The following is a 20,975-nucleotide window of genomic DNA, read 5'->3' on the forward strand; positions in this document are numbered from 1 at the left end:
AACTGTTGCTTGGTGACGTATAATACCTACGTTTTAGGCAAATCTACGGATAAGGAGTATTTTGGCCGTGGAAAAGATGCGCTCTTTTTTCGAAGATTTCGATAAGGGCTTTTCTTTATTTGTGGCTGAATCCTTATGTTATGGTTCCATTATACGGGTCCAAACAAGGGTTCGCAATCAATTTTTAAGTGAGTAGACATGAGGGGTGAGTAAAGTTGGCAGGACATCTTGTTCAGTATGGTCGACGCACTCGGCGGAGCTATGCGAGAATTAAAGAGGTACTCGAGGTCCCTAACCTGATCGAGATCCAACAAAAATCGTATGATTGGTTTTTGGAGGAAGGTTTGCGTGAAATGTTTCAGGACATCTCGCCAATCCAGGATTTCACAGGGAATTTGGTGCTTGAGTTCATTGATTACAGCCTAGGCGAACCGAAGTATACGGTTGACGACGCTAAAGAGCGGGACGTAACATATGCGGCTCCTCTACGTGTGAAGGTGCGGCTCATTAATAAGGAGACCGGTGAGGTCAAAGAGCAGGAAGTGTTCATGGGAGATTTCCCGCTGATGACGGAGACCGGCACTTTTATTATCAATGGTGCGGAACGGGTTATTGTCAGCCAGTTGGTTCGCTCTCCAAGCGTCTATTTCAGCACGAAAGTAGATAAGAACGGCAAAAAAACCTACACCGCCACAGTAATTCCAAACCGCGGAGCCTGGCTTGAACTGGAGACCGACGCTAAGGATATCATGTATGTCCGTATCGACCGGACCCGTAAAATTCCAGTTACAGTGCTTCTGCGTGCTCTCGGTTTCGGCAGTGATGCTGAAATTCTGGAACTGCTTGGTAATGATGAATATATTCGCAATACGCTGGATAAAGACAATACGGACTCCACGGAGAAGGCGCTTATTGAAATCTACGAGCGTCTGCGTCCGGGCGAACCGCCGACACTGGATAATGCCAAGAGCCTTTTGGTTGCACGTTTCTTCGATCCAAAACGCTATGACTTGGCCAATGTAGGGCGTTACAAAATCAATAAGAAGCTGCACATTAAGAACCGGTTGTTTAACCAGCGTCTGGCACAGCCTTTGGTTGATGAATCCACTGGAGAAATTCTGGCGGAATCCGGACAAATGGTTGACCGCAGACTTCTTGATGAGCTGATTCCTTATTTTGAGAAGGATGTCGCTGCCAAGACCTACCGGGTTACCGGCGGAGTGCTGGACAGTGAAGATATCCCCCTGCAAACGATCGATGTATTCTCGCCGATCGAGGAAGGCCGGGTTATCAAGCTGATTGCCAACGGCAATATCGACAAATCCGTTAAGCATATTACCCAGGCTGATATTATATCCTCAATCAGCTACTTTATTAATCTGCTGCACGGTATCGGCAACACGGATGATATTGACCACTTGGGGAACCGCCGTCTGCGTTCCGTAGGTGAACTGCTGCAGAACCAATTCCGTATCGGTCTGTCCCGTATGGAGCGCGTAGTGCGTGAGAGAATGTCGATTCAGGATGCGAATGCAATTACTCCGCAGGCCCTGATCAATATTCGTCCGGTTATCGCGTCCATTAAAGAGTTCTTCGGCAGTTCGCAGCTGTCGCAGTTTATGGACCAGACGAACCCGCTGGCAGAACTTACGCATAAGCGTCGTCTGTCTGCACTCGGACCCGGCGGTCTGACTCGTGAACGCGCGGGCTTTGAAGTTCGGGACGTTCATCACAGTCACTACGGCCGGATGTGTCCAATCGAAACACCGGAAGGTCCGAACATTGGTCTGATTAACTCCTTGTCCACCTTTGCCCGCATCAATGAATACGGCTTTATCGAAGCTCCGTACCGTTGGGTGGATCCGAAGACTGGCAAGGTAACGGAACATATCGATTATCTGACCGCCGATGAAGAAGATAACTATGTAGTTGCGCAGGCAAACGTACAAATTGATGAAGATGGAACCTTTAAGGAAGATATGGTTATCGTCCGTTACAACAAGGATTCAGACAACATCACGACTATGCCTAGTAACCGTGTAGACTACATGGACGTTTCGCCAAAACAGGTTGTATCGGTCGCTACGGCGCTCATTCCGTTCCTGGAGAACGATGACTCCAACCGCGCACTGATGGGATCTAACATGCAGCGCCAAGCCGTTCCGCTTCTGATTCCGAAGGCTCCGCTTGTCGGTACGGGAATGGAGCATAAGTCCGCTAAGGACTCCGGTGTATGTATTGTCTCCAAATATGACGGTATTATTGAACGCTCTTCTGCCAATGAGATCTGGCTGCGCCGGGTTGAGATGGTTGAAGGCAAAGAAGTCAAAGGTGATATCGTTAAGTATAAATTACACAAATTTATGCGTTCGAACCAAGGGACTTGCATAAATCAACGTCCGCTTGCCAAAAGAGGCGACATTGTGAAGAAGGGCGACATTCTTGCGGATGGTCCTTCCACTGAAATGGGCGAATTGGCCTTGGGCCGCAACGTAGTTGTTGCGTTCATGACTTGGGAAGGTTACAACTACGAGGATGCGATCCTGCTGAGTGAAAAGCTGGTGAAAGAAGATGTATACACTTCGATCCATATCGAAGAATACGAATCCGAAGCTCGTGACACGAAGCTGGGACCAGAAGAAATCACCCGTGACATTCCAAATGTCGGCGAAGAAGCGCTGCGCAATTTGGACGAACGCGGCATCATCCGCATTGGTGCGGAAATCAATGCCGGTGATATCCTTGTAGGTAAAGTAACTCCTAAGGGTGTAACTGAGTTAACTGCCGAGGAACGTCTGCTCCATGCAATCTTCGGGGAAAAAGCACGTGAAGTTCGTGATACTTCCCTGCGTGTTCCGCATGGTAGTGACGGTATTATCGTTGACGTCAAAGTATTCACACGTGAGAACGGCGATGAGCTGCCTCCGGGTGTGAATCAGCTGGTTCGTGTCTACATCGCCCAGAAGCGTAAAATCTCTGAGGGTGATAAAATGGCCGGACGTCACGGTAACAAGGGTGTCGTTGCCCGTATTCTTCCTGAAGAAGATATGCCATTCCTGCCGGATGGTACGCCGGTACAAGTAGTACTGAACCCGCTGGGCGTTCCTTCCCGTATGAACATCGGACAGGTGCTGGAGGTCCATCTTGGTATGGCTGCCCTTCGTCTGGGCATTCATGTAGCTACTCCGGTATTTGACGGTGCACGCGAGTATGACGTCTTTGATACGATGGAAGAAGCCGGCATGCAGCGCAATGGTAAGACTGTGCTGTACGACGGACGTACAGGCGAACGCTTCGAGCGTGAAGTAACTGTCGGTGTCATGCACATGATCAAGCTGGCGCACATGGTTGATGATAAGATTCATGCCCGTTCCACAGGTCCTTACTCACTCGTTACCCAGCAGCCTCTCGGCGGTAAAGCACAGTTTGGTGGACAGCGTTTCGGGGAAATGGAAGTTTGGGCACTTGAAGCTTACGGCGCTGCTTATACACTGCAGGAAATCTTGACGGTGAAATCCGATGACGTGGTTGGCCGTGTGAAGACGTATGAATCCATCGTCAAAGGTGAGAACCTGCCGGAACCTGGCGTGCCTGAAGCGTTCAAAGTATTGATCAAGGAACTGCAGTCGCTTGGTATGGATGTCAAAATCCTCAGCGGCGATGAGCAGGAGATTGAGATGAAAGAACTGGACGATGAGGACGAGACGTCAGGCGACAAGCTGAGCCTTAACTTGGAAGGCGCGGAAGTCGGAATAGAGTAGTCAGATAAAGATTAATTTCATGTAATTGAACCGTGCCCTCTGTTGACCTAACCGTCAAGAGAGGGCCTATGCGGTAATAAATCAGGATATAGATTAAGGAGGGTTGCTCCTTGTTGGACATTAACAGTTTTGAATTTATGAAGATCGGGCTTGCTTCTCCGGAAAAAATTCGCTCTTGGTCCCGCGGAGAAGTAAAAAAACCGGAAACCATTAACTATCGTACCTTGAAACCGGAAAAAGAGGGCTTGTTCTGCGAGCGCATTTTCGGACCGCAAAAGGACTGGGAATGTCATTGCGGCAAGTACAAACGTGTACGTTACAAAGGCGTTGTGTGCGACCGTTGCGGCGTTGAAGTAACGCGTGCCAAGGTTCGCCGTGAACGCATGGGTCACATCGAACTGGCAGCACCTGTCTCTCATATCTGGTATTTCAAAGGGATTCCTAGCCGTATGGGCCTTGCCCTCGACATGTCCCCGAGATCGCTTGAAGAGATCATCTACTTTGCATCTTATGTTGTAACTGATCCAGGTGAAACACCGCTGGAGAAGAAACAGCTTCTGTCCGAGAAAGAATACCGCAGCTACCGTGAAAAATATGGCTACGGATTCCAAGCCGGCATGGGTGCCGAGGCCGTTAAGAAGCTCCTTCAGGATATCGATATCGATAAAGAACTGGAGTTCCTCAAAGAAGAGCTGCGTACAGCTCAGGGCCAACGCCGCAACCGGGCGATCAAACGCCTGGAAGTAATCGAGGCTTTCCGCAACTCCGGCAACAAGCCTGACTGGATGATCATGGATGTGCTTCCGGTTATTCCTCCAGAGCTTCGTCCAATGGTTCAACTCGATGGCGGACGTTTTGCTACGTCTGACCTTAATGATCTGTATCGTCGTGTAATTAACCGGAACAACCGTCTGAAGAGACTGCTCGATCTCGGTGCACCTGATATTATCGTGCAGAACGAGAAACGTATGCTTCAAGAAGCTGTGGATGCATTGATTGACAACGGCCGCCGTGGCCGGCCTGTAACAGGGCCTGGTAACCGTCCGCTCAAATCGCTCAGCCACATGCTGAAAGGTAAGCAGGGACGTTTCCGCCAGAACTTGCTCGGTAAACGCGTTGACTATTCCGGCCGTTCCGTTATCGTTGTAGGACCGTATCTCAAAATGTACCAGTGCGGTCTGCCGAAAAAAATGGCGCTTGAATTGTTCAAACCGTTCGTCATGAAAGAACTCGTGAACAAGGGGCTTGCCCACAACATCAAGAGCGCCAAACGTAAAGTTGAACGTGTAAGCCCTGAAGTCTGGGATGTGCTTGAAGACGTTATTAAGGAGCATCCGGTTCTGCTGAACCGCGCACCTACGCTTCACAGACTGGGGATTCAGGCATTTGAACCGATCCTGGTTGAAGGCCATGCCATTCGTCTGCACCCGCTCGTATGTACGGCTTACAATGCCGACTTTGACGGTGACCAGATGGCGGTGCACGTACCTCTGTCAGCGGAAGCTCAGGCTGAAGCTCGTATTCTAATGCTGGCATCGGGCAACATCCTGAACCCTAAGGACGGCAAACCGGTTGTTACCCCTTCCCAGGATATGGTCCTTGGTACATTCTATTTGACCATGGACAACAAGGAAGAAAAAGGGACCGGTATGATTCTGCGCACGGTGAACGAAGCCGTATCGGCTTACCAGCGTGGAACCGCAGGCCTGCATGCACGTGTAGCTATTCCTGCTAAAGCTCTCGGTAAAACATGCTTCACCGAAGCCCAGCAGAACGCAATGCTCGTTACGACGATCGGTAAGATTATCTTCAATGAAATCTATCCGAGCAGCTTCCCGTATATCAACGAAGCAACTAAGACCAATCTGCTGCAAGGCACGCCAGAGAAGTACTTCATCTATGAGAAGGGCGCGGATATCCGCGAACTGATCATGAGCCTGCCGGACGCAAGTGCCGTTGGTAAAGAGTATTTGGGTCTGATTATTGCCCGCTGCTTTGAAATTTACCATACCACTAAGACATCCATGATTTTGGATAAAATCAAGCAACTCGGCTTCACGTACTCCACTCGTTCCGGTGTAACAGTAGCCGTATCGGATGTTATTGTGCCTGAAGAAAAGGTAACCATTCTTAAAGAGTCGGAAGCCAAGGTTGATGTGGTTGCGAACCAGTACCGCCGTGGTCTGATTACCAATGATGAGCGTTATGACCGGGTTATTGAAATCTGGTCGAAGACTAAGGATGATCTGACGAACATCCTGCTGAAATCGATGGACCGGTTCAACTCCATCATGCTCATGGTTGACTCCAAGGCGCGCGGTAACAAATCGCAGATTACACAGCTGGGCGGTATGCGCGGTCTGATGGCTACGCCGTCAGGACGGATTTTTGAATTGCCGATTAAGGCGAATTTCCGTGAAGGCCTTACAGTCCTCGAGTACTTCATCTCCACTCACGGAGCGCGTAAAGGTCTGGCGGATACAGCGCTGCGTACAGCGGACTCTGGTTACCTGACCCGCCGTCTCGTTGACGTGGCACAAGATGTTATCGTCCGTGAAGATGACTGCGGCACAGACAAAGGCTTCACTGTCAGCCGTATTCAGGATGGCAAGGAAGTTATTGAGGATCTGTACGACCGTATTGAAGGACGTTACTCCTTTGAAACCGTCCGTCATCCGGAAACGAAGGAAATCATCGTTAACCGCAACGATCTGATTGACTCCGACAAGGCTGAGGAAATTGTGAATGCCGGGGTAACCAAGCTGCAAATTCGTTCCGTGCTGAGCTGCCGTGCCCGTCACGGAGTCTGCAAAAAATGCTACGGACGCAATCTGGCAACAGGCAAACATGTGGATATCGGTGAGGCCGTAGGGATTATCGCCGCTCAATCCATCGGTGAGCCGGGAACCCAGCTTACCATGCGTACGTTCCATACCGGTGGTGTTGCCGGTGATGACATCACGCAAGGTTTGCCGCGTATTCAAGAGCTGTTTGAAGCCCGTAACCCTAAAGGACAGGCGACAATCAGTGAAATTGACGGGGTAATCAAGGAAATCCGTGAAACCAAGGACCGCCGCGAAATTGAGGTTCAAGGTGAAGCAGAATCCAAGACCTACTCTATCACCTATGGTTCCCGTCTGCGTGTCAGTGAAGGCCAGGAGATTGAAGCTGGGGATGAGCTGACAGACGGTTCGATCGATCCAAAAGAAATGCTGCGCATCAAAGGGATCCGCGGGGTACAGAACTACATTCTGCAGGAAGTGCAGCGTGTATATCGTAACCAAGGCGTAGAAATCAATGATAAGCACATTGAAGTTATGATTAAGCAGATGCTGCGCAAAATCCGCATCATCGAAGCTGGCGATACTAATCTGTTGCCAGGCGCTTTCTCGGATATCCATGAATATGAAGCTGCCAACAAGGAAGCCATTCTTACCGGTAAAGAGCCGGCAGTCGCTAAGCCAGTGCTGCTCGGGATTACCAAAGCTTCTCTTGAGACAGATTCCTTCCTGTCTGCGGCGTCCTTCCAGGAAACGACTCGTGTCCTGACAGATGCTGCAATCAAAGGAAAAGTGGATAAACTTCTCGGCCTGAAAGAAAACGTTCTGATTGGTAAGCTGATTCCTGCCGGTACGGGTATGAACCGTTACCGCAATGTCAAACTGAGCGATCCGAATGAAGAAAACATGCTGGAAGACTTAGAGACTGTACCTGCTGAATAATGGAGTCACCATAAGCAGTTTAATCGCGTCACGGTTCTCTATGGGATCGTGGCGCGGCTGACTGCTGTGATTTTCAATAAAATTATTACTGATTTTCTTGACATCATCGGATGATAATGCTAATATGTCTAAGGTGCGTGAGTAGCCGCGCTATTCTTATTCATTGGAGGTAATATTTTATTATGACTGATGATATGGGATTGCAGGATGCTCAGGTCAAGATCGGTACCAAACAAACCGTCAAGGCGGTAGAGTTGGGCCAAGCCGCAGAAGTCTATGTGGCGGAGGACGGAGATCAACGGCTTACTTCCAGAATTGTTATGCTTTGCAACAAACAGGGCGTGAAGATCACTTATGTGGACACCATGCTGAACTTGGGCAAAGCCTGCGGTATAGAAGTTGGTGCTGCTATGGCAGCCGTCTTAAAACAATAGCAAGGAAATTGTTTTTGTACCGGGGGTACACTCCGGAGGCAAGAACTTTTCATTTGTCTTTTTATGAACCACCTGGGTCTGTGGACTTAATGTTCGTAAATGGATTATCATTTCAGGAAGGGGGTGGCACAACATGCCAACTATTAATCAATTGGTTCGTAAAGGCCGTCAAGCCAAAATCGAAAAGTCCAAATCTCCCGCTCTGCAAAAAGGGTTCAACGCCCTGAAGCGTGAGGCTACAAACTTGAGCGCTCCGCAAAAACGCGGTGTATGCACTCGTGTAGGTACAATGACACCACGTAAACCAAACTCCGCACTTCGTAAGTATGCCCGTGTTCGTTTGACGAACCGTCTTGAGGTGACTGCTTACATTCCGGGGATCGGACATAACCTTCAAGAGCACAGTGTAGTATTGCTGCGCGGAGGTAAAGTTAAGGACCTTGCGGGAGTTCGTTACCACATCGTACGTGGCGCTCTTGATACTGCAGGTGTAGCTAACCGGATGCAGGCTCGCTCCAAATACGGTGCGAAACGTCCTAAGGCTAAGAAATAAGATTATAAGACCTGAATAATAAACATTTAAGAAAGGGGGATATCCATGCCACGCAAAGGTCCAGTTACTAAGAGAGATGTATTGCCAGATCCATTGTATAATAGCAAGTTGGTTACCCGTTTGATCAACCGTATTATGCTGGGTGGTAAAAGAGGTGTCGCTCAAAGCATTCTGTACAATTCGTTTAAATTGATCCAAGAACGTACTGGCAAAGAGCCGATGGAAGTTTTCGAAGCTGCCATCAAGAATATCATGCCGGTATTGGAAGTTAAAGCTCGTCGTGTCGGCGGTGCTAACTACCAAGTGCCTATCGAAGTTAAACCTGAGAGACGTACTGCTCTGGGATTACGTTGGCTCGTGAACTACTCACGCAACCGCGGTGAGAAGACTATGGAAGAGCGTTTGGCGGCTGAGATCATCGACGCTTCCAACAACACAGGCGCTTCCGTTAAGAAACGCGAAGATACGCACAAAATGGCTGAAGCGAACAAAGCGTTTGCTCACTACCGCTGGTAGGATCTAAAGCCGTTCAAATAACTTATATTTTGAAGGGAGACCCATTTCATGGCAAGAGAGTTCTCCTTGAAAAATACACGTAATATCGGGATCATGGCACATATTGATGCTGGTAAGACTACTACCACTGAGCGGATTCTATTCTATACAGGCCGTACGCACAAGATCGGTGAAGTTCACGAGGGTGCTGCTACAATGGACTGGATGGAACAAGAACAAGAGCGCGGAATCACCATTACTTCTGCCGCTACAACCGCTTCGTGGAAAGGTCACCGCATCAATATCATTGATACTCCGGGACACGTTGACTTCACTGTTGAAGTTGAACGTTCCCTTCGTGTATTGGATGGGGCAGTAGGCGTTTTCAGTGCGAAAGAGGGCGTTGAGCCTCAGTCTGAAACTGTATGGAGACAGGCTGACCGGTATGGTGTTCCCCGTATCGCATATGTCAACAAAATGGATATCATCGGCGCGGACTTCCTTAACGTTGTAGAAAGCATGCGTGATCGCTTGCAAGCCAATGCAGTTGCAATTCAGCTGCCAATTGGTGCCGAAAACGACTTCGTTGGTATTATTGACCTGGTTGAGCAGAAAGCTCACATCTTCAAAGATGACCTGGGACAAAACATCGAAGTTACGGACATTCCGGCAGAATATCTGGAACAAGTTGAGGAGCGCCGTCTCGAGCTGATCGAGAAGGTTGCAGAACTCGACGAAGATCTGACTATGAAGTACCTGGAAGGCGAAGAAATTACAGTTGATGAAATCAAGGCTGCACTGCGCAAAGGCGTATGTGAGGTTAAGATCTTCCCTGTAATTGTCGGATCCTCCTACCGCAACAAAGGTGTTCAGCTGATGATGGACGCTGTTGTTGATTACTTGCCATCTCCTCTGGATGTACCTGCTATTCAAGGTCATCTGGATGACGGTACTGAAGCGGTTCGCCACTCTTCGGATGAAGAACCATTCTCAGCACTGGCATTTAAAATCATGACAGACCCTTATGTTGGTAAACTTACGTTCTTCCGTGTATACTCCGGTATCCTGGAATCCGGTTCTTACGTAGTTAACGCTACTAAGAACAAACGTGAGCGCATCGGCCGTATCCTGCAGATGCATGCGAACAGCCGCCAAGAAATCTCCATCGTTTACGCTGGTGATATCGCGGCAGCCGTTGGTCTGAAGGACACAAGTACCGGTGATACACTTTGCGATGAGAAACATCCGGTTATCCTGGAATCCATGAACTTCCCTGATCCGGTTATCGAAATCGCAGTTGAGCCAAAAACCAAAGCTGACCAAGATAAATTGGGCGTTGCTCTAGGTAAGCTGACTGAAGAGGATCCAACTCTTCGTGCGCATACTGATGAAGAAACTGGCCAAACCATCCTGGCAGGTATGGGTGAGCTTCACCTTGACATCATCATCGACCGCATGCGCCGCGAATTCAAGGTAGAAACCAACGTGGGTAAACCACAGGTTGCTTACCGTGAAACATTCAAAGCACCAGCACGCGTCGAAGGTAAATTCGTTCGCCAATCCGGCGGTCGCGGTCAGTACGGTCACGTATGGGTTGAATTCGAACCTCTCGAACCAGGTACTGGCAGCCAATTCGAAAGTAAAGTTGTCGGTGGTTCCGTTCCTAGAGAATACATCGCTCCTGCACTTGCCGGTATTGAAGAGCAGATGAAAAACGGCGTTCTCGCAGGCTTCCCGCTTGTAGACGTTAAGGCTACCATCGTAGATGGTTCCTACCATGATGTTGACTCCAACGAAATGGCGTTCAAAATCGCCGGCTCGATGGCACTCAAAGCAGCCAAAGACAAGTGTAAGCCTGTCCTGCTTGAGCCAATCATGAAAGTGGAAGTAACTGTTCCTGAAGAATACATGGGCGATGTAATGGGTATGCTGAACTCCCGTCGCGGCAGAATCGAAGGTATGGATTCCCGTGGTGGTGCGCAGATTATCCGTGCGAAGGTGCCTCTTTCCGAAATGTTCGGTTATTCCACAACACTCCGTTCCGGTACTCAAGGACGCGGCGTATTCTCGATGGAGCTTTCTCACTACGAAGAAGTGCCTAAGACTATCGCTGAAGAAATCGTCTCCAAGAACAAAGGCGCAGAGTAATCGCATTTTTTAACTTGCCGTCCGGATATTAAACTCAGTCATCTAAGAATTGCATGTAGGCGGGCGGCTCAAATATAAGGAACCCCACATTAAGGAGGAACTGTTCAAATGGCAAAGGCAAAGTTTGAACGTAACAAACCGCACGTTAACATCGGTACTATCGGTCACGTCGACCATGGTAAAACAACCCTGACTGCTGCAATCACTACTGTATTGTCCAAGAAATACGGTGGCGCTGCTGTAGCATTCGACCAGATCGACAAAGCTCCAGAAGAACGCGAACGTGGTATCACTATCTCCACAGCTCACGTTGAATATGAAACTCCTAACCGTCACTACGCTCACGTAGACTGCCCTGGACACGCCGACTATGTTAAAAACATGATCACTGGCGCAGCGCAGATGGACGGAGCAATCCTGGTTGTATCCGCAGCTGACGGCCCTATGCCACAGACTCGCGAACACATCCTGTTGTCCCGCCAGGTAGGCGTTCCTTACATCGTCGTATTCCTGAACAAATGCGACATGGTTGAAGACGAAGAGCTTCTGGAACTGGTTGAAATGGAAGTACGCGATCTGCTGAACGAATACGAATTCCCAGGTGATGACACTCCAATCATCCGTGGATCCGCTCGTGAAGCTCTGCAGAACCCTGATGGCGACTATGCACAAAAGATCGTTGAAATGTTCGAAACGATCGACACGTACATTCCGCTTCCAGAACGCGATACTGACAAGCCTTTCTTGATGCCTGTCGAAGACGTATTCTCCATCACTGGCCGCGGTACTGTGGCAACTGGTCGCGTAGAACGCGGAACAGTTAAAGTCGGAGAAGAAGTTGAAATCGTGGGTATTCACGAAGACAAGAAAAAATCCGTTGTTACGGGCGTTGAAATGTTCCGTAAATTGCTGGATTCCGCTCAAGCTGGTGACAACATCGGAGCCCTGCTGCGTGGTGTTGACCGCAACATGATCGAACGCGGACAAGTATTGGCTAAGCCAAACTCCGTTAACCCACACACTGAGTTCACTGCTCAGATCTACGTTCTGACTAAAGAAGAAGGCGGACGTCACAAACCATTCTTCACTGGTTACCGTCCACAGTTCTACTTCCGTACAACTGACGTGACTGGTATCATCAACCTGCCAGAAGGTACTGAAATGGTTATGCCTGGTGACAACATCACTGTAACCGTACAACTGATTTCCCCTATCGCTATTGAAGAAGGTACTAAATTCTCCATTCGCGAAGGCGGACGTACAGTTGGCGCCGGTACTGTTGCTTCTATCCAAAAATAATTCGGTTCTATCCGTTAGGATAGATATGAACCCAAATGCAGGGATTCTTCTAACGAAGAGTCCCTGTTTTTTTAAATATAAGCATTTATATGTTTCACGCTACAAATTTCTCGTAGAAACGGTACCCCTATTGAAGAAGGCGAAGCCGTTTATGCTTGTATAAAAAAACTCCACTTTCAAATATCTGAAAGTAGAGCCGCAATCTATTTTTAGATTTCCTTGGCATACATGGGTGAAGGAGTCTTACTTAAGACCACATGCAAACTTGCGGGTTGATCACTGGTGTTAGCATAGGCAAAGGATTCATCACCGGCAATATGGAGGATATCTCCTTCCACAAAAGCATAATCCGCTCCGTTCACTTGGATGCTTCCTTTTCCTTTTAAGGCTAAGAGGTATACCTCAGCTCCAGGGTGCTTGTGGACAGGCAGTTGCTGACCGGGCATAAAGTTAAGCACAAATACCAAACTATCGCCTTTTTGAAAAAGCACTCTCTTCGTAAAATGTTCTTCCTGATACTGAACCGCTTCGGCTACTGTCTTTTTTTCCATGTTAATCCCTGCTTTCAATTATTTTATTTAATGCAATTACAGCTTAACTTCATACTCACAATGTTCATGACCGGCAGCATTACATTTGATCTCTTTGACGGCAACTCTTCGTCCCATAATTTTAGTGAGAGATCCTTCGAGAATGGCTCCTTCCAAATCACAAATCATTTTCTCCTCCTCAAGTGAAGGAAGACCTTTACAGAAGCAATCCTCCACAGCAATGTTAATTTTGTGCTCATCAGAGTGAATTATACGAGGAATTCCAATCTTAAGGGACTCAAACAGCATAAGCAGCTCTTCAACTGTGGTGGCAGGCAGACTTTCACCAATTTTCCTTCCGATTGTAAGCGTAGTCCCTTTGCCGCCGAGGGGCAGTCCCTGATTTAAGCCAATTAAACGGATAGTCCGGAATAATTCAAGGGGAACCATATCCCCCAGTTGTGAACGGTCCATCTTTTTCATATCTTCAAAGGTATATTGCAGCATGGCCGGCTTCAGCTCCTTCATATTTCTATTTCTATACCCTAATTTTGCGGGAGAAAGGGTTGCATTTCCTTGATGCAGATCAATTTTTCTGCAATATTGTGCGGACAATCACTTGGGCTCCTTAGAATCCTTGTTATGGTGAAATAGCAGAGAAGAAAGGGAGGGAGAAGAATGATGAACTGTAATGCTTGTGAGTCCTTATCCTGTGTCCGGGGAGTGCCGGTGTTTGAGAGCCTTTTAGACAAAGAACTGGTGATGATCGAAGCGATCATTGAATCCCATCATTATAATAGAGGCCAGCAGGTATTCAGAGAGGGTGAAGAGTCGGATTCATTGTTTGTGGTGAAAAGCGGACTCCTTAAATTGACCCAAAGTAATGAAGAGGGAAAGCAGCATGTGGTGAGATATCTTTTTCCGGGAGATTATTTCGGGCAGTTCGCGCTGCTGCACCATAAACGGAATAACTTTACTGCAGAAATTGTAGAGAGTGGCAGGGTATGCCGGTTGCGGCGCAAAGATTTTCTGCCTCTTTTAGAGCAAAATGTTTCCTTGGCGTTCAGCTTTTTGATGTCCATGAGCGAGCAGCTGCAGCAGGCAGAGGAGACAGCAGGTGTCATGCATATGTTTGAGGTAGAAACACGGCTTGCAAGACTGCTGGTAAAGTTGACATATGGGAACAAAACAGGGCCATTTCCCCCAACCAGAAACCAAGTAGTTGAACTTCCTTCAGCGAAAAAAGAAATTGCAGCCATGATTGGAACTACCGCTGAAACCCTAAGCCGCAAGCTGCACAAATTAGAAGCCGGAAATATTATTGCTGTACACCGAAGAAGTGTAGAAATTATAGATATGGAAGCCCTCTGCCGGATAGGAGGATACTGAGAGAGGAAAGTTCCAGATTGTTATATATTGAAATTGACTGAACCTTATTGCTGTAAATATACGTTCTGCAATTCGACAACTATAGACAGTAATCTGCATTTTTATTTAAATTAAACGACAATTTTCTACAAAATAATATTTAAAATTCTTTACATCTCGACAGCTTATGCAGTAGAATATTTCTATATAATAATGTAAATTATTAGAAATATGGGGGAGCTGGGTATGGAAAAAAGGCCATTTTCTTTTAAACATGGATTTTTGTCACACAATACCGATAAGGAAGACCTCGCCGCCCCCTCATCTCTTAGTGATGAATCTTCATCTCTAACGGGAAGTTCTTTTTATATCCTTGAAGGTCATGATGAGTTGAATGAGCAAATGCAAATGATAGATTTATCTGTAGAAGATCTCGTACTGCTACGACGAATGAAACCAATTGTGGAGAAGGATATCGACTACATTTCCGACCAGTTTTATAAGACGGTGCTGGGTGTGGACAAGCTGCAGGCGATCATTCTGGAACACAGCAGTATAGAACGGCTCAAAAAAACCTTAAGAGAACATATTATTGAAATGTTTGAAGGTTCTATTAATGAAGAATATATCGCCAAACGACTGACTATTGCCAAAATACATAAGCGTGTTGGCCTTGAGCCCAAGTGGTATCTTTCCGCTTTTCAAAATTTGCAAAATGTATTTATCACCGTCATTTACAATGAAACCGATAGGGACGATGAAAGGCTCAAGGTTGTTCAGACGGTAACCAAGCTGCTGAATCTGGAGCAACAGCTGGTTCTGGAAGCCTATGAGAAAGAAAATATCCGGGAGAAGGAAGAGCAGTATCTTTTAGTGAAAAATGAACTGAAGCAGAAAATTGCCGAATTCAGCGGTGAACTTATAGATCTGAGCATCGATACCAATGCTGCTGTAGAGCAGCTGGTGGCGAGCAGCAATGAAGTGAACAATACCTTCCGCCGTACTGCTACGTCCGCTCTGGAGTCACAAGGAATGGCCACAGAAGGACATGGTCATCTGGATAGTCTTACAGGTCAGATTAACCTCATCTATGAGAGCACACATGCTATGGTACGGTCAGTGAATGAACTAAGCAGCTCATCCAAGCAAATTCAGAAGATTGTGGCTGCAGTCCAGGACATAGCTGATCAGACAAAAATACTGTCGCTCAACGCCACCATCGAAGCAGCACGGGCGGGTGAGCACGGCAAAGGTTTCGGTGTGGTTGCCGGGGAGGTTAGCCGTCTGGCAGAGGATACGAAGAATACAGTTGTGCGGATTGGAGAGCTGACCCAGCAATCGGGCAGTCTCACGATCCAGGTCGTTGAGGAAATCCGGAAAGTGCAGGAGCTGACCAAAAGCGGCAAACTCCAATCTATAGAAACCAGTCAGCTCTTCAGTGATATTGTGAAATCCATGCAGCTTAGCACACAGGAGATAGTGACCGTAGAAGAAGAGATTAAAGTGTTGATTCAGACCATCGAAGGGATCGGATCAAGTACAGCACAAACAGCAGCATCTGCAGAGTATTTTAAGAAAGCTACAGACAATCTCTAAGCGATAAACAGCGTTCGCTGCGCAATTACTTCTATAATAATAGGAAGAAAACAGTGCCTGAAAAAATTATGCACTGTTTTTCTATTTTCACTTGCAATGTTACCGCCTATTATATATAATAATAAATGTTGTTCTGAGACGTTGCGATGATGTGAGAGGTTACTGACACACCCGGCCCCTTTGCCATGAGGTCGACGTCAGAAAATTTTCACGGAGTATGTCCGATAATAAATTGGGCGATAGAAGGAGGGACTAAAATGGCAAAGCAAAAAATTCGTATCCGCTTGAAAGCATACGACCACAGAATTCTTGATCAATCCGCAGAGAAAATCGTTGAAACAGCAAAACGTTCGGGTGCTGGTGTATCCGGGCCGATTCCGTTGCCAACTGAGAAACAAGTTATTACTATTCTCCGTGCGGTACACAAGTACAAGGATTCCCGTGAGCAGTTTGAAATGCGTACTCACAAACGTCTGATCGACATTGTGAATCCAACACCACAAACTGTGGATGCCTTGATGCGCTTGGATCTACCGTCCGGTGTAGATATCGAAATCAAATTGTAATATTACTAAGTAACTAGGAAAAGAAAAGAGGTGTCAACATTGAAAGGTATCTTAGGAAAAAAACTCGGTATGACTCAAGTGTTTACTCCAGAAGGTAATGTAATTGCCGTTTCGGTTATCGAAGCTGGACCTTGTGTGGTACTGCAAAAGAAAGACCTGAATATCGACGGATATGAAGCAGTGCAGTTGGGCTTTTCCGACAAAAAGGAAAGCCGCTCCAACAAGCCTGAACAGGGTCACGCCAAAAAGGCAAATGCAACACCTAAGCGCTACGTTCGTGAAATTCGCGGTGTTGACCTCGGGGCTCTCGAGGTTGGACAGGAACTGAAGGCTGATATCTTCACTGAAGGCGAATTTGTTGACGTAACTGGCACTACTAAAGGTAAAGGTTTCCAAGGCGTTATCAAACGTTGGGGCCAAAGCCGCGGACCAATGGCTCACGGATCGCGTTACCATAGAAGACCGGGTTCCATGGGTTCCATTCAAGCTAACCGTGTTCCTAAGGGCAAACGCCTGCCAGGACATATGGGTCACACGACTGTAACGGTTCAAAAGCTTGAGATCATCAAGGTAGACGTAGAACGTAATGTGTTGCTGGTTAAAGGCGCAATTCCGGGCCCTAAAAACAGCTTCGTGAAAGTTAAAGAAACCGTAAAGAAATAATTACTGAAGAAAGGAGGAACATGAAATGCCAAAAGTAACACTTTTTAATATCAGTGGTAACGAAGTTGGCGAAGTTGAACTGAGCGAAACGGTATTCGGTATTGAACCGAATGTGCATGTCCTGCACGAAGCTGTGCTTATGCAGAGAGCTTCCCTGCGTCGTGGTACACACAAAGTAAAAGGACGTTCTGAAGTGCGTGGCGGCGGACGTAAACCTTGGAAACAAAAAGGTACAGGTCGCGCTCGTCAAGGCTCCATCCGTTCTCCACAATGGAAAGGCGGCGGCGTAGTCTTCGGACCAACACCACGCAGCTACTCCTGGAAATTGCCTAAGAAGGTTCGGCGTTTGGCCATCAAATCGGCTTTGTCCTCGAAAGTTATCGGGAATGACATTATCGTTTTGGATAGCCTGACTATGAATGCTCCGAAGACGAAAGAATTCGCAGCAATTCTGAATAACCTGAAAGTGGGCAGCAAAGCTCTGATCGTAGCTCCTAGCTATGACGACAATGTAGCTCTTTCCGCTCGTAACATCCCCGGGGTGAAATTCCTGGCGGCTGACGGCATCAATGTTCTTGACGTACTGACGTACGACAAACTGATTATCACTAAAGAAGCAGTTCAGAAGGTAGAGGAGGTGTTCGCGTAATGAAAGATCCTCGTGATATTATCAAACGTCCGGTGATTACGGAACGCACATCCGAATACATGAGCGAATTGAAGTACGCTTTTGAAGTGGATATCCGTGCTAATAAGACCGAAATCAAAAAAGCTGTTGAAGCTATTTTTAAAGTAAAAGTAGTTAGTGTGAACACAATGCGCGTACCTGGCAAACTGAAACGTTACGGCAAATATTCTGGTTACACTCCAGAGTGGAAAAAAGCCATCGTTAAGCTTAGCCCGGACAGCAAGCCGCTCGAATTTTTTGAAGCGGTAGAATAAATTCTGTGAAGTAAGGAGGGAAATATAGTGCCAATCAAAAAGTACAAACCGACCTCTCCGGCAAGACGCGCAATGTCCGTGTCTACGTTTGAAGAAATCACAACAAACCAGCCAGAGAAATCGTTGCTTGCGCCTCTGAGCAAAAAAGCAGGACGCAACAACCAAGGTAAAATTACGGTTCGTCACCATGGCGGCGGACACAAGCGTAAATACCGTATCATCGATTTCAAACGGACTAAAGACGGCATACCAGGTAGCGTTGCTACAATCGAGTATGACCCGAACCGTACATCAAACATTGCTTTGATCCACTATGCTGATGGAGAGAAACGTTATATCATCGCTCCTAAAGGCCTCAAAGTTGGGGATAAAGTAGAGTCGGGCCCTGCAGCCGATATCAAAATTGGTAACAGCCTTCCTCTGGAAAACATTCCGGTAGGTACAGTTATCCACAATATCGAGTTGAAGCCAGGCAAAGGCGGACAGCTGGTTCGCGCTGCTGGTACAGAAGCTCAACTACTTGGTAAAGAAGAAAAATACGTTTCCGTTCGTCTGAACTCCGGTGAAGTACGCAGAATCCTCAGCGTATGCCGCGCAACGATCGGTTCCGTAGGTAACGAAGATCATGAATTGATCAAAATCGGTAAAGCCGGACGCAGTCGCTGGCTTGGCCAACGTCCAGAAGTACGCGGTGTTGTCATGAACCCGAACGATCACCCACACGGTGGTGGTGAAGGCCGCGCTCCAATCGGACGGAAATCGCCTATGTCTCCTTGGGGCAAACCAACCCTCGGCTACAAAACGCGTAAGAAAAACAAAGCATCTGATAAATATATCGTTCGCCGCCGCACAAAATAAGACGCTTCTGGTAAGTTAGCATACACGCGAAGCGTCGATTCGCGGTTTGAAGAACCGGATGAAGGGAGGATTCATACATGGGTCGCAGTTTAAAAAAGGGGCCGTTTATCGATGGCTACCTGCTGAAAAAAGTTGAGGAATTGAACGCGGCAGATAAGAAGGTCGTTGTTAAAACCTGGTCCCGTCGCTCAACTATTTTCCCTCAGTTTATCGGACATACGTTTGGTGTATATGACGGCCGCAAACACGTGCCTGTATACGTAACGGAAGATATGGTAGGGCACAAGTTGGGCGAGTTCGCGCCAACACGTACTTACAAAGGCCATGCGGGTGACGATAAGAAAACCAGAAGATAATTAAGGTCTTCGTTTGAGAGGAGGGAAAACAATGGAAGCAAAAGCACATGCAAGATCGGTGCGGATTTCCGCTCGCAAAGCGAAACTGGTTGTTGACTTGATTCGCGGCAAGCAAGTGGGGGAAGCAATTGCAATTCTTCGCCACACTCCAAAATCCGCTTCTCCGGTAGTTGAAAAACTGCTTAACTCGGCGATCGCCAATGCTGAGCACAATTATTCTATGGACGTGAACAGTTTGTTCGTTAGCGAAGTTTTCGTTAACCAGGGTCCAACTATGAAACGTTTCCGTCCGCGCGCCATGGGCCGTGCAAGCCGGATCAATAAACGTACCAGCCACATTACTTTGGTGGTATCTGAGAAATAAGGAGGGATAACACGTGGGTCAAAAGGTAAATCCAGTCGGACTCCGAATCGGTATTATTCGCGATTGGGAATCTAAATGGTATGCAGGCAAAGATTTCGGTACTCTTTTAATGGAAGACGTCAAAATCCGGGAATACCTTAAAGGCAAGTTGAAGGATTCCTCTGTTTCCCGCATCGAGATTGAAAGAGCGGCAAGCCGGGTGAATGTTACAATTCACACTGCTAAACCAGGTATGGTAATTGGTAAAGGCGGAGCAGAAGTAGAAGTACTTCGCAGCGCAGTTACAACTATCGCTGGCGGCAAAAAAGTGCACATCAACATCAATGAAATCAAACACCCTGAGTTGGATGCAATTCTGGTTGCTGAAAGTATTGCACAACAATTGGAACGTCGCGTATCGTTCCGTCGTGCACTGAAACAAGCAATTCAAAGAACTATGCGTTCCGGCGCAAAGGGTATCAAAACTCAAGTAGGCGGACGTCTTGGCGGCGCTGAGATTGCCCGTTCAGAAGGTTATAGCGAAGGAACAGTTCCACTTCATACGCTTCGTGCCGATATCGACTACGGAACGGCTGAAGCACATACAACTTACGGCCGTATCGGTGTAAAAGTATGGATCTACCGTGGAGAAGTTCTTCCCCCAGCTAAGAAACAAGCTGCTCAGGAAGGAGGCAACTAATCATGTTGGTACCAAAACGCGTTAAACACCGCAAGCAACAACGCGGTCACATGAAGGGTATGGCAAAAGGCGGTACTGAACTCAACTTCGGTGAATTCGGTCTGCAAGCTCTGGAGCCTTCTTGGATTACTAACCGTCAGATCGAAGCTGCCCGTATCGCAATGACACGTTACATCAAACGTGGCGGTCAAGTTTGGATCAAGATTTTCCCTGATAAGCCTATTACCCAGAAGCCTCTCGAGGTTCGTATGGGTAGTGGTAAAGGTAACGTTGAAAAATGGGTAGCTGTAGTTAAACCGGGCAAGATTATGTTCGAACTCGGAGGCGTGTCGGAAGAAATCGCTCGTGAAGCGATGCGTCTTGCCGCTCACAAGCTGCCTGTAAAGACTAAGTTTGTGAAACGTGAAGAATTGGGTGGTGAAGCAAATGAAAGCTAATGAACTTCGCAACTTAACCACTGCCGAGATTGAACAGAAGATCGCTGGTTTCAAAGAAGAGCTCTTCAATCTCCGTTTTCAATTGGCAACTGGCCAACTGGATAACCCGACTCGGATTCGTGATGTGCGCAAGGAAATAGCTCGTGCTAAAACCGTTATCCATCAAAGAGTACTTGGGATCAGTTAAGTGACGGCGGATTCTTA

Annotated in this window: 21 protein-coding genes; 19 read left to right on the forward strand and 2 right to left on the reverse strand. The window is 47.4% G+C overall.

Annotation, left to right across the window (positions count from 1 at the left end):
• Nucleotides 1–215: 215 nt before the first annotated feature.
• The 7 genes from rpoB (at nt 216) to tuf (ending at nt 12,412) form a co-directional block, all read left to right on the forward strand.
• Nucleotides 216–3,761 carry a DNA-directed RNA polymerase subunit beta gene (gene rpoB, locus BLQ82_RS28740; RefSeq protein ID WP_039832596.1) on the forward strand — a complete coding sequence of 1,182 codons (3,546 nt, stop codon included), beginning with the start codon at nt 216–218 and terminating at the stop codon, nt 3,759–3,761.
• Nucleotides 3,762–3,871: 110 nt separating this feature from the next.
• On the forward strand, nt 3,872–7,483 hold the full coding sequence (gene rpoC, locus BLQ82_RS28745) for a DNA-directed RNA polymerase subunit beta' (RefSeq protein WP_062520334.1): 3,612 nt from the start codon (nt 3,872–3,874) through the stop codon (nt 7,481–7,483).
• A 182-nt stretch (nt 7,484–7,665) separates the two neighbouring features.
• A complete protein-coding gene (locus BLQ82_RS28750; protein ID WP_020427076.1) occupies nt 7,666–7,917 on the forward strand; it encodes a ribosomal L7Ae/L30e/S12e/Gadd45 family protein in 252 nt (83 codons plus the stop codon).
• Nucleotides 7,918–8,050: 133 nt separating this feature from the next.
• Nucleotides 8,051–8,470 carry a 30S ribosomal protein S12 gene (gene rpsL / locus BLQ82_RS28755; RefSeq protein ID WP_020427075.1) on the forward strand — a complete coding sequence of 140 codons (420 nt, stop codon included), beginning with the start codon at nt 8,051–8,053 and terminating at the stop codon, nt 8,468–8,470.
• A 45-nt stretch (nt 8,471–8,515) separates the two neighbouring features.
• A complete protein-coding gene (gene rpsG / locus BLQ82_RS28760; protein ID WP_020427074.1) occupies nt 8,516–8,986 on the forward strand; it encodes a 30S ribosomal protein S7 in 471 nt (156 codons plus the stop codon).
• Between the two features lie 48 nt (nt 8,987–9,034).
• Nucleotides 9,035–11,113, forward strand: a complete 2,079-nt coding sequence (gene fusA, locus BLQ82_RS28765) for an elongation factor G (protein WP_062520336.1) — start codon at nt 9,035–9,037, stop codon at nt 11,111–11,113.
• Between the two features lie 108 nt (nt 11,114–11,221).
• On the forward strand, nt 11,222–12,412 hold the full coding sequence (gene tuf, locus BLQ82_RS28770) for an elongation factor Tu (protein ID WP_020427072.1): 1,191 nt from the start codon (nt 11,222–11,224) through the stop codon (nt 12,410–12,412).
• Nucleotides 12,413–12,621: 209 nt separating this feature from the next.
• Here the strand turns inward: tuf and BLQ82_RS28775 are convergent, their stop codons facing one another.
• Both BLQ82_RS28775 and BLQ82_RS28780 read right to left on the reverse strand, forming a co-directional pair.
• Complete coding sequence (locus tag BLQ82_RS28775; protein WP_062520338.1) at nt 12,622–12,963, reverse strand: cupin domain-containing protein; 342 nt, start codon at nt 12,961–12,963, stop codon at nt 12,622–12,624.
• Nucleotides 12,964–12,999: 36 nt separating this feature from the next.
• Nucleotides 13,000–13,557 (reverse strand): V4R domain-containing protein, encoded by a 558-nt coding sequence (locus BLQ82_RS28780; protein ID WP_341874807.1) that lies wholly within the window; start codon nt 13,555–13,557, stop codon nt 13,000–13,002.
• Nucleotides 13,558–13,620: 63 nt separating this feature from the next.
• On the opposite strand from BLQ82_RS28780, the gene BLQ82_RS28785 reads away from it, so the two are divergent.
• From BLQ82_RS28785 to rpmC, 12 genes are all read left to right on the forward strand, one after another.
• Nucleotides 13,621–14,331, forward strand: coding sequence for a Crp/Fnr family transcriptional regulator (locus BLQ82_RS28785; protein WP_062520340.1), 711 nt, complete (start codon nt 13,621–13,623; stop codon nt 14,329–14,331).
• 225 nt (nt 14,332–14,556) lie between these two features.
• Nucleotides 14,557–15,906: a globin-coupled sensor protein gene (locus tag BLQ82_RS28790; RefSeq protein ID WP_074648780.1), complete on the forward strand. Its 1,350-nt coding sequence runs from the start codon at nt 14,557–14,559 to the stop codon at nt 15,904–15,906.
• A gap of 257 nt (nt 15,907–16,163) precedes the next feature.
• Nucleotides 16,164–16,472, forward strand: a complete 309-nt coding sequence (gene rpsJ, locus BLQ82_RS28795) for a 30S ribosomal protein S10 (protein ID WP_006676490.1) — start codon at nt 16,164–16,166, stop codon at nt 16,470–16,472.
• Nucleotides 16,473–16,511: 39 nt separating this feature from the next.
• A complete protein-coding gene (rplC, locus tag BLQ82_RS28800; RefSeq protein ID WP_074648785.1) occupies nt 16,512–17,135 on the forward strand; it encodes a 50S ribosomal protein L3 in 624 nt (207 codons plus the stop codon).
• 25 nt (nt 17,136–17,160) lie between these two features.
• Nucleotides 17,161–17,784 (forward strand): 50S ribosomal protein L4, encoded by a 624-nt coding sequence (gene rplD / locus BLQ82_RS28805; protein WP_062520343.1) that lies wholly within the window; start codon nt 17,161–17,163, stop codon nt 17,782–17,784.
• Complete coding sequence (rplW, locus tag BLQ82_RS28810; RefSeq protein WP_019908225.1) at nt 17,784–18,077, forward strand: 50S ribosomal protein L23; 294 nt, start codon at nt 17,784–17,786, stop codon at nt 18,075–18,077. The genes rplD and rplW overlap by 1 nt, the downstream gene beginning before the upstream one ends.
• A 27-nt stretch (nt 18,078–18,104) precedes the next feature.
• Nucleotides 18,105–18,935 (forward strand): 50S ribosomal protein L2, encoded by an 831-nt coding sequence (gene rplB / locus BLQ82_RS28815; protein WP_020427065.1) that lies wholly within the window; start codon nt 18,105–18,107, stop codon nt 18,933–18,935.
• Between the two features lie 77 nt (nt 18,936–19,012).
• The gene (rpsS, locus tag BLQ82_RS28820; RefSeq protein ID WP_019908227.1) at nt 19,013–19,291 is read left to right on the forward strand and encodes a 30S ribosomal protein S19; all 279 of its coding nucleotides are present in this window, start codon (nt 19,013–19,015) and stop codon (nt 19,289–19,291) included.
• 31 nt (nt 19,292–19,322) lie between these two features.
• Entirely contained in the window at nt 19,323–19,655 is a 333-nt protein-coding gene (gene rplV / locus BLQ82_RS28825; RefSeq protein ID WP_019908228.1) for a 50S ribosomal protein L22, read from the forward strand.
• Nucleotides 19,656–19,668: 13 nt separating this feature from the next.
• Nucleotides 19,669–20,334, forward strand: coding sequence for a 30S ribosomal protein S3 (gene rpsC / locus BLQ82_RS28830; RefSeq protein WP_019908229.1), 666 nt, complete (start codon nt 19,669–19,671; stop codon nt 20,332–20,334).
• A 2-nt stretch (nt 20,335–20,336) separates the two neighbouring features.
• On the forward strand, nt 20,337–20,771 hold the full coding sequence (gene rplP / locus BLQ82_RS28835; protein ID WP_020427064.1) for a 50S ribosomal protein L16: 435 nt from the start codon (nt 20,337–20,339) through the stop codon (nt 20,769–20,771).
• A complete protein-coding gene (gene rpmC, locus BLQ82_RS28840) occupies nt 20,761–20,958 on the forward strand; it encodes a 50S ribosomal protein L29 (RefSeq protein ID WP_019908232.1) in 198 nt (65 codons plus the stop codon). Before rplP ends, rpmC begins: the two co-directional genes overlap by 11 nt.
• Nucleotides 20,959–20,975 lie beyond the last annotated feature (17 nt).

The sequence above is a fragment of the Paenibacillus jilunlii genome (assembly GCF_900102965.1).
Classification (GTDB): Bacteria; Bacillota; Bacilli; order Paenibacillales; family Paenibacillaceae; genus Paenibacillus_AQ; species Paenibacillus_AQ jilunlii.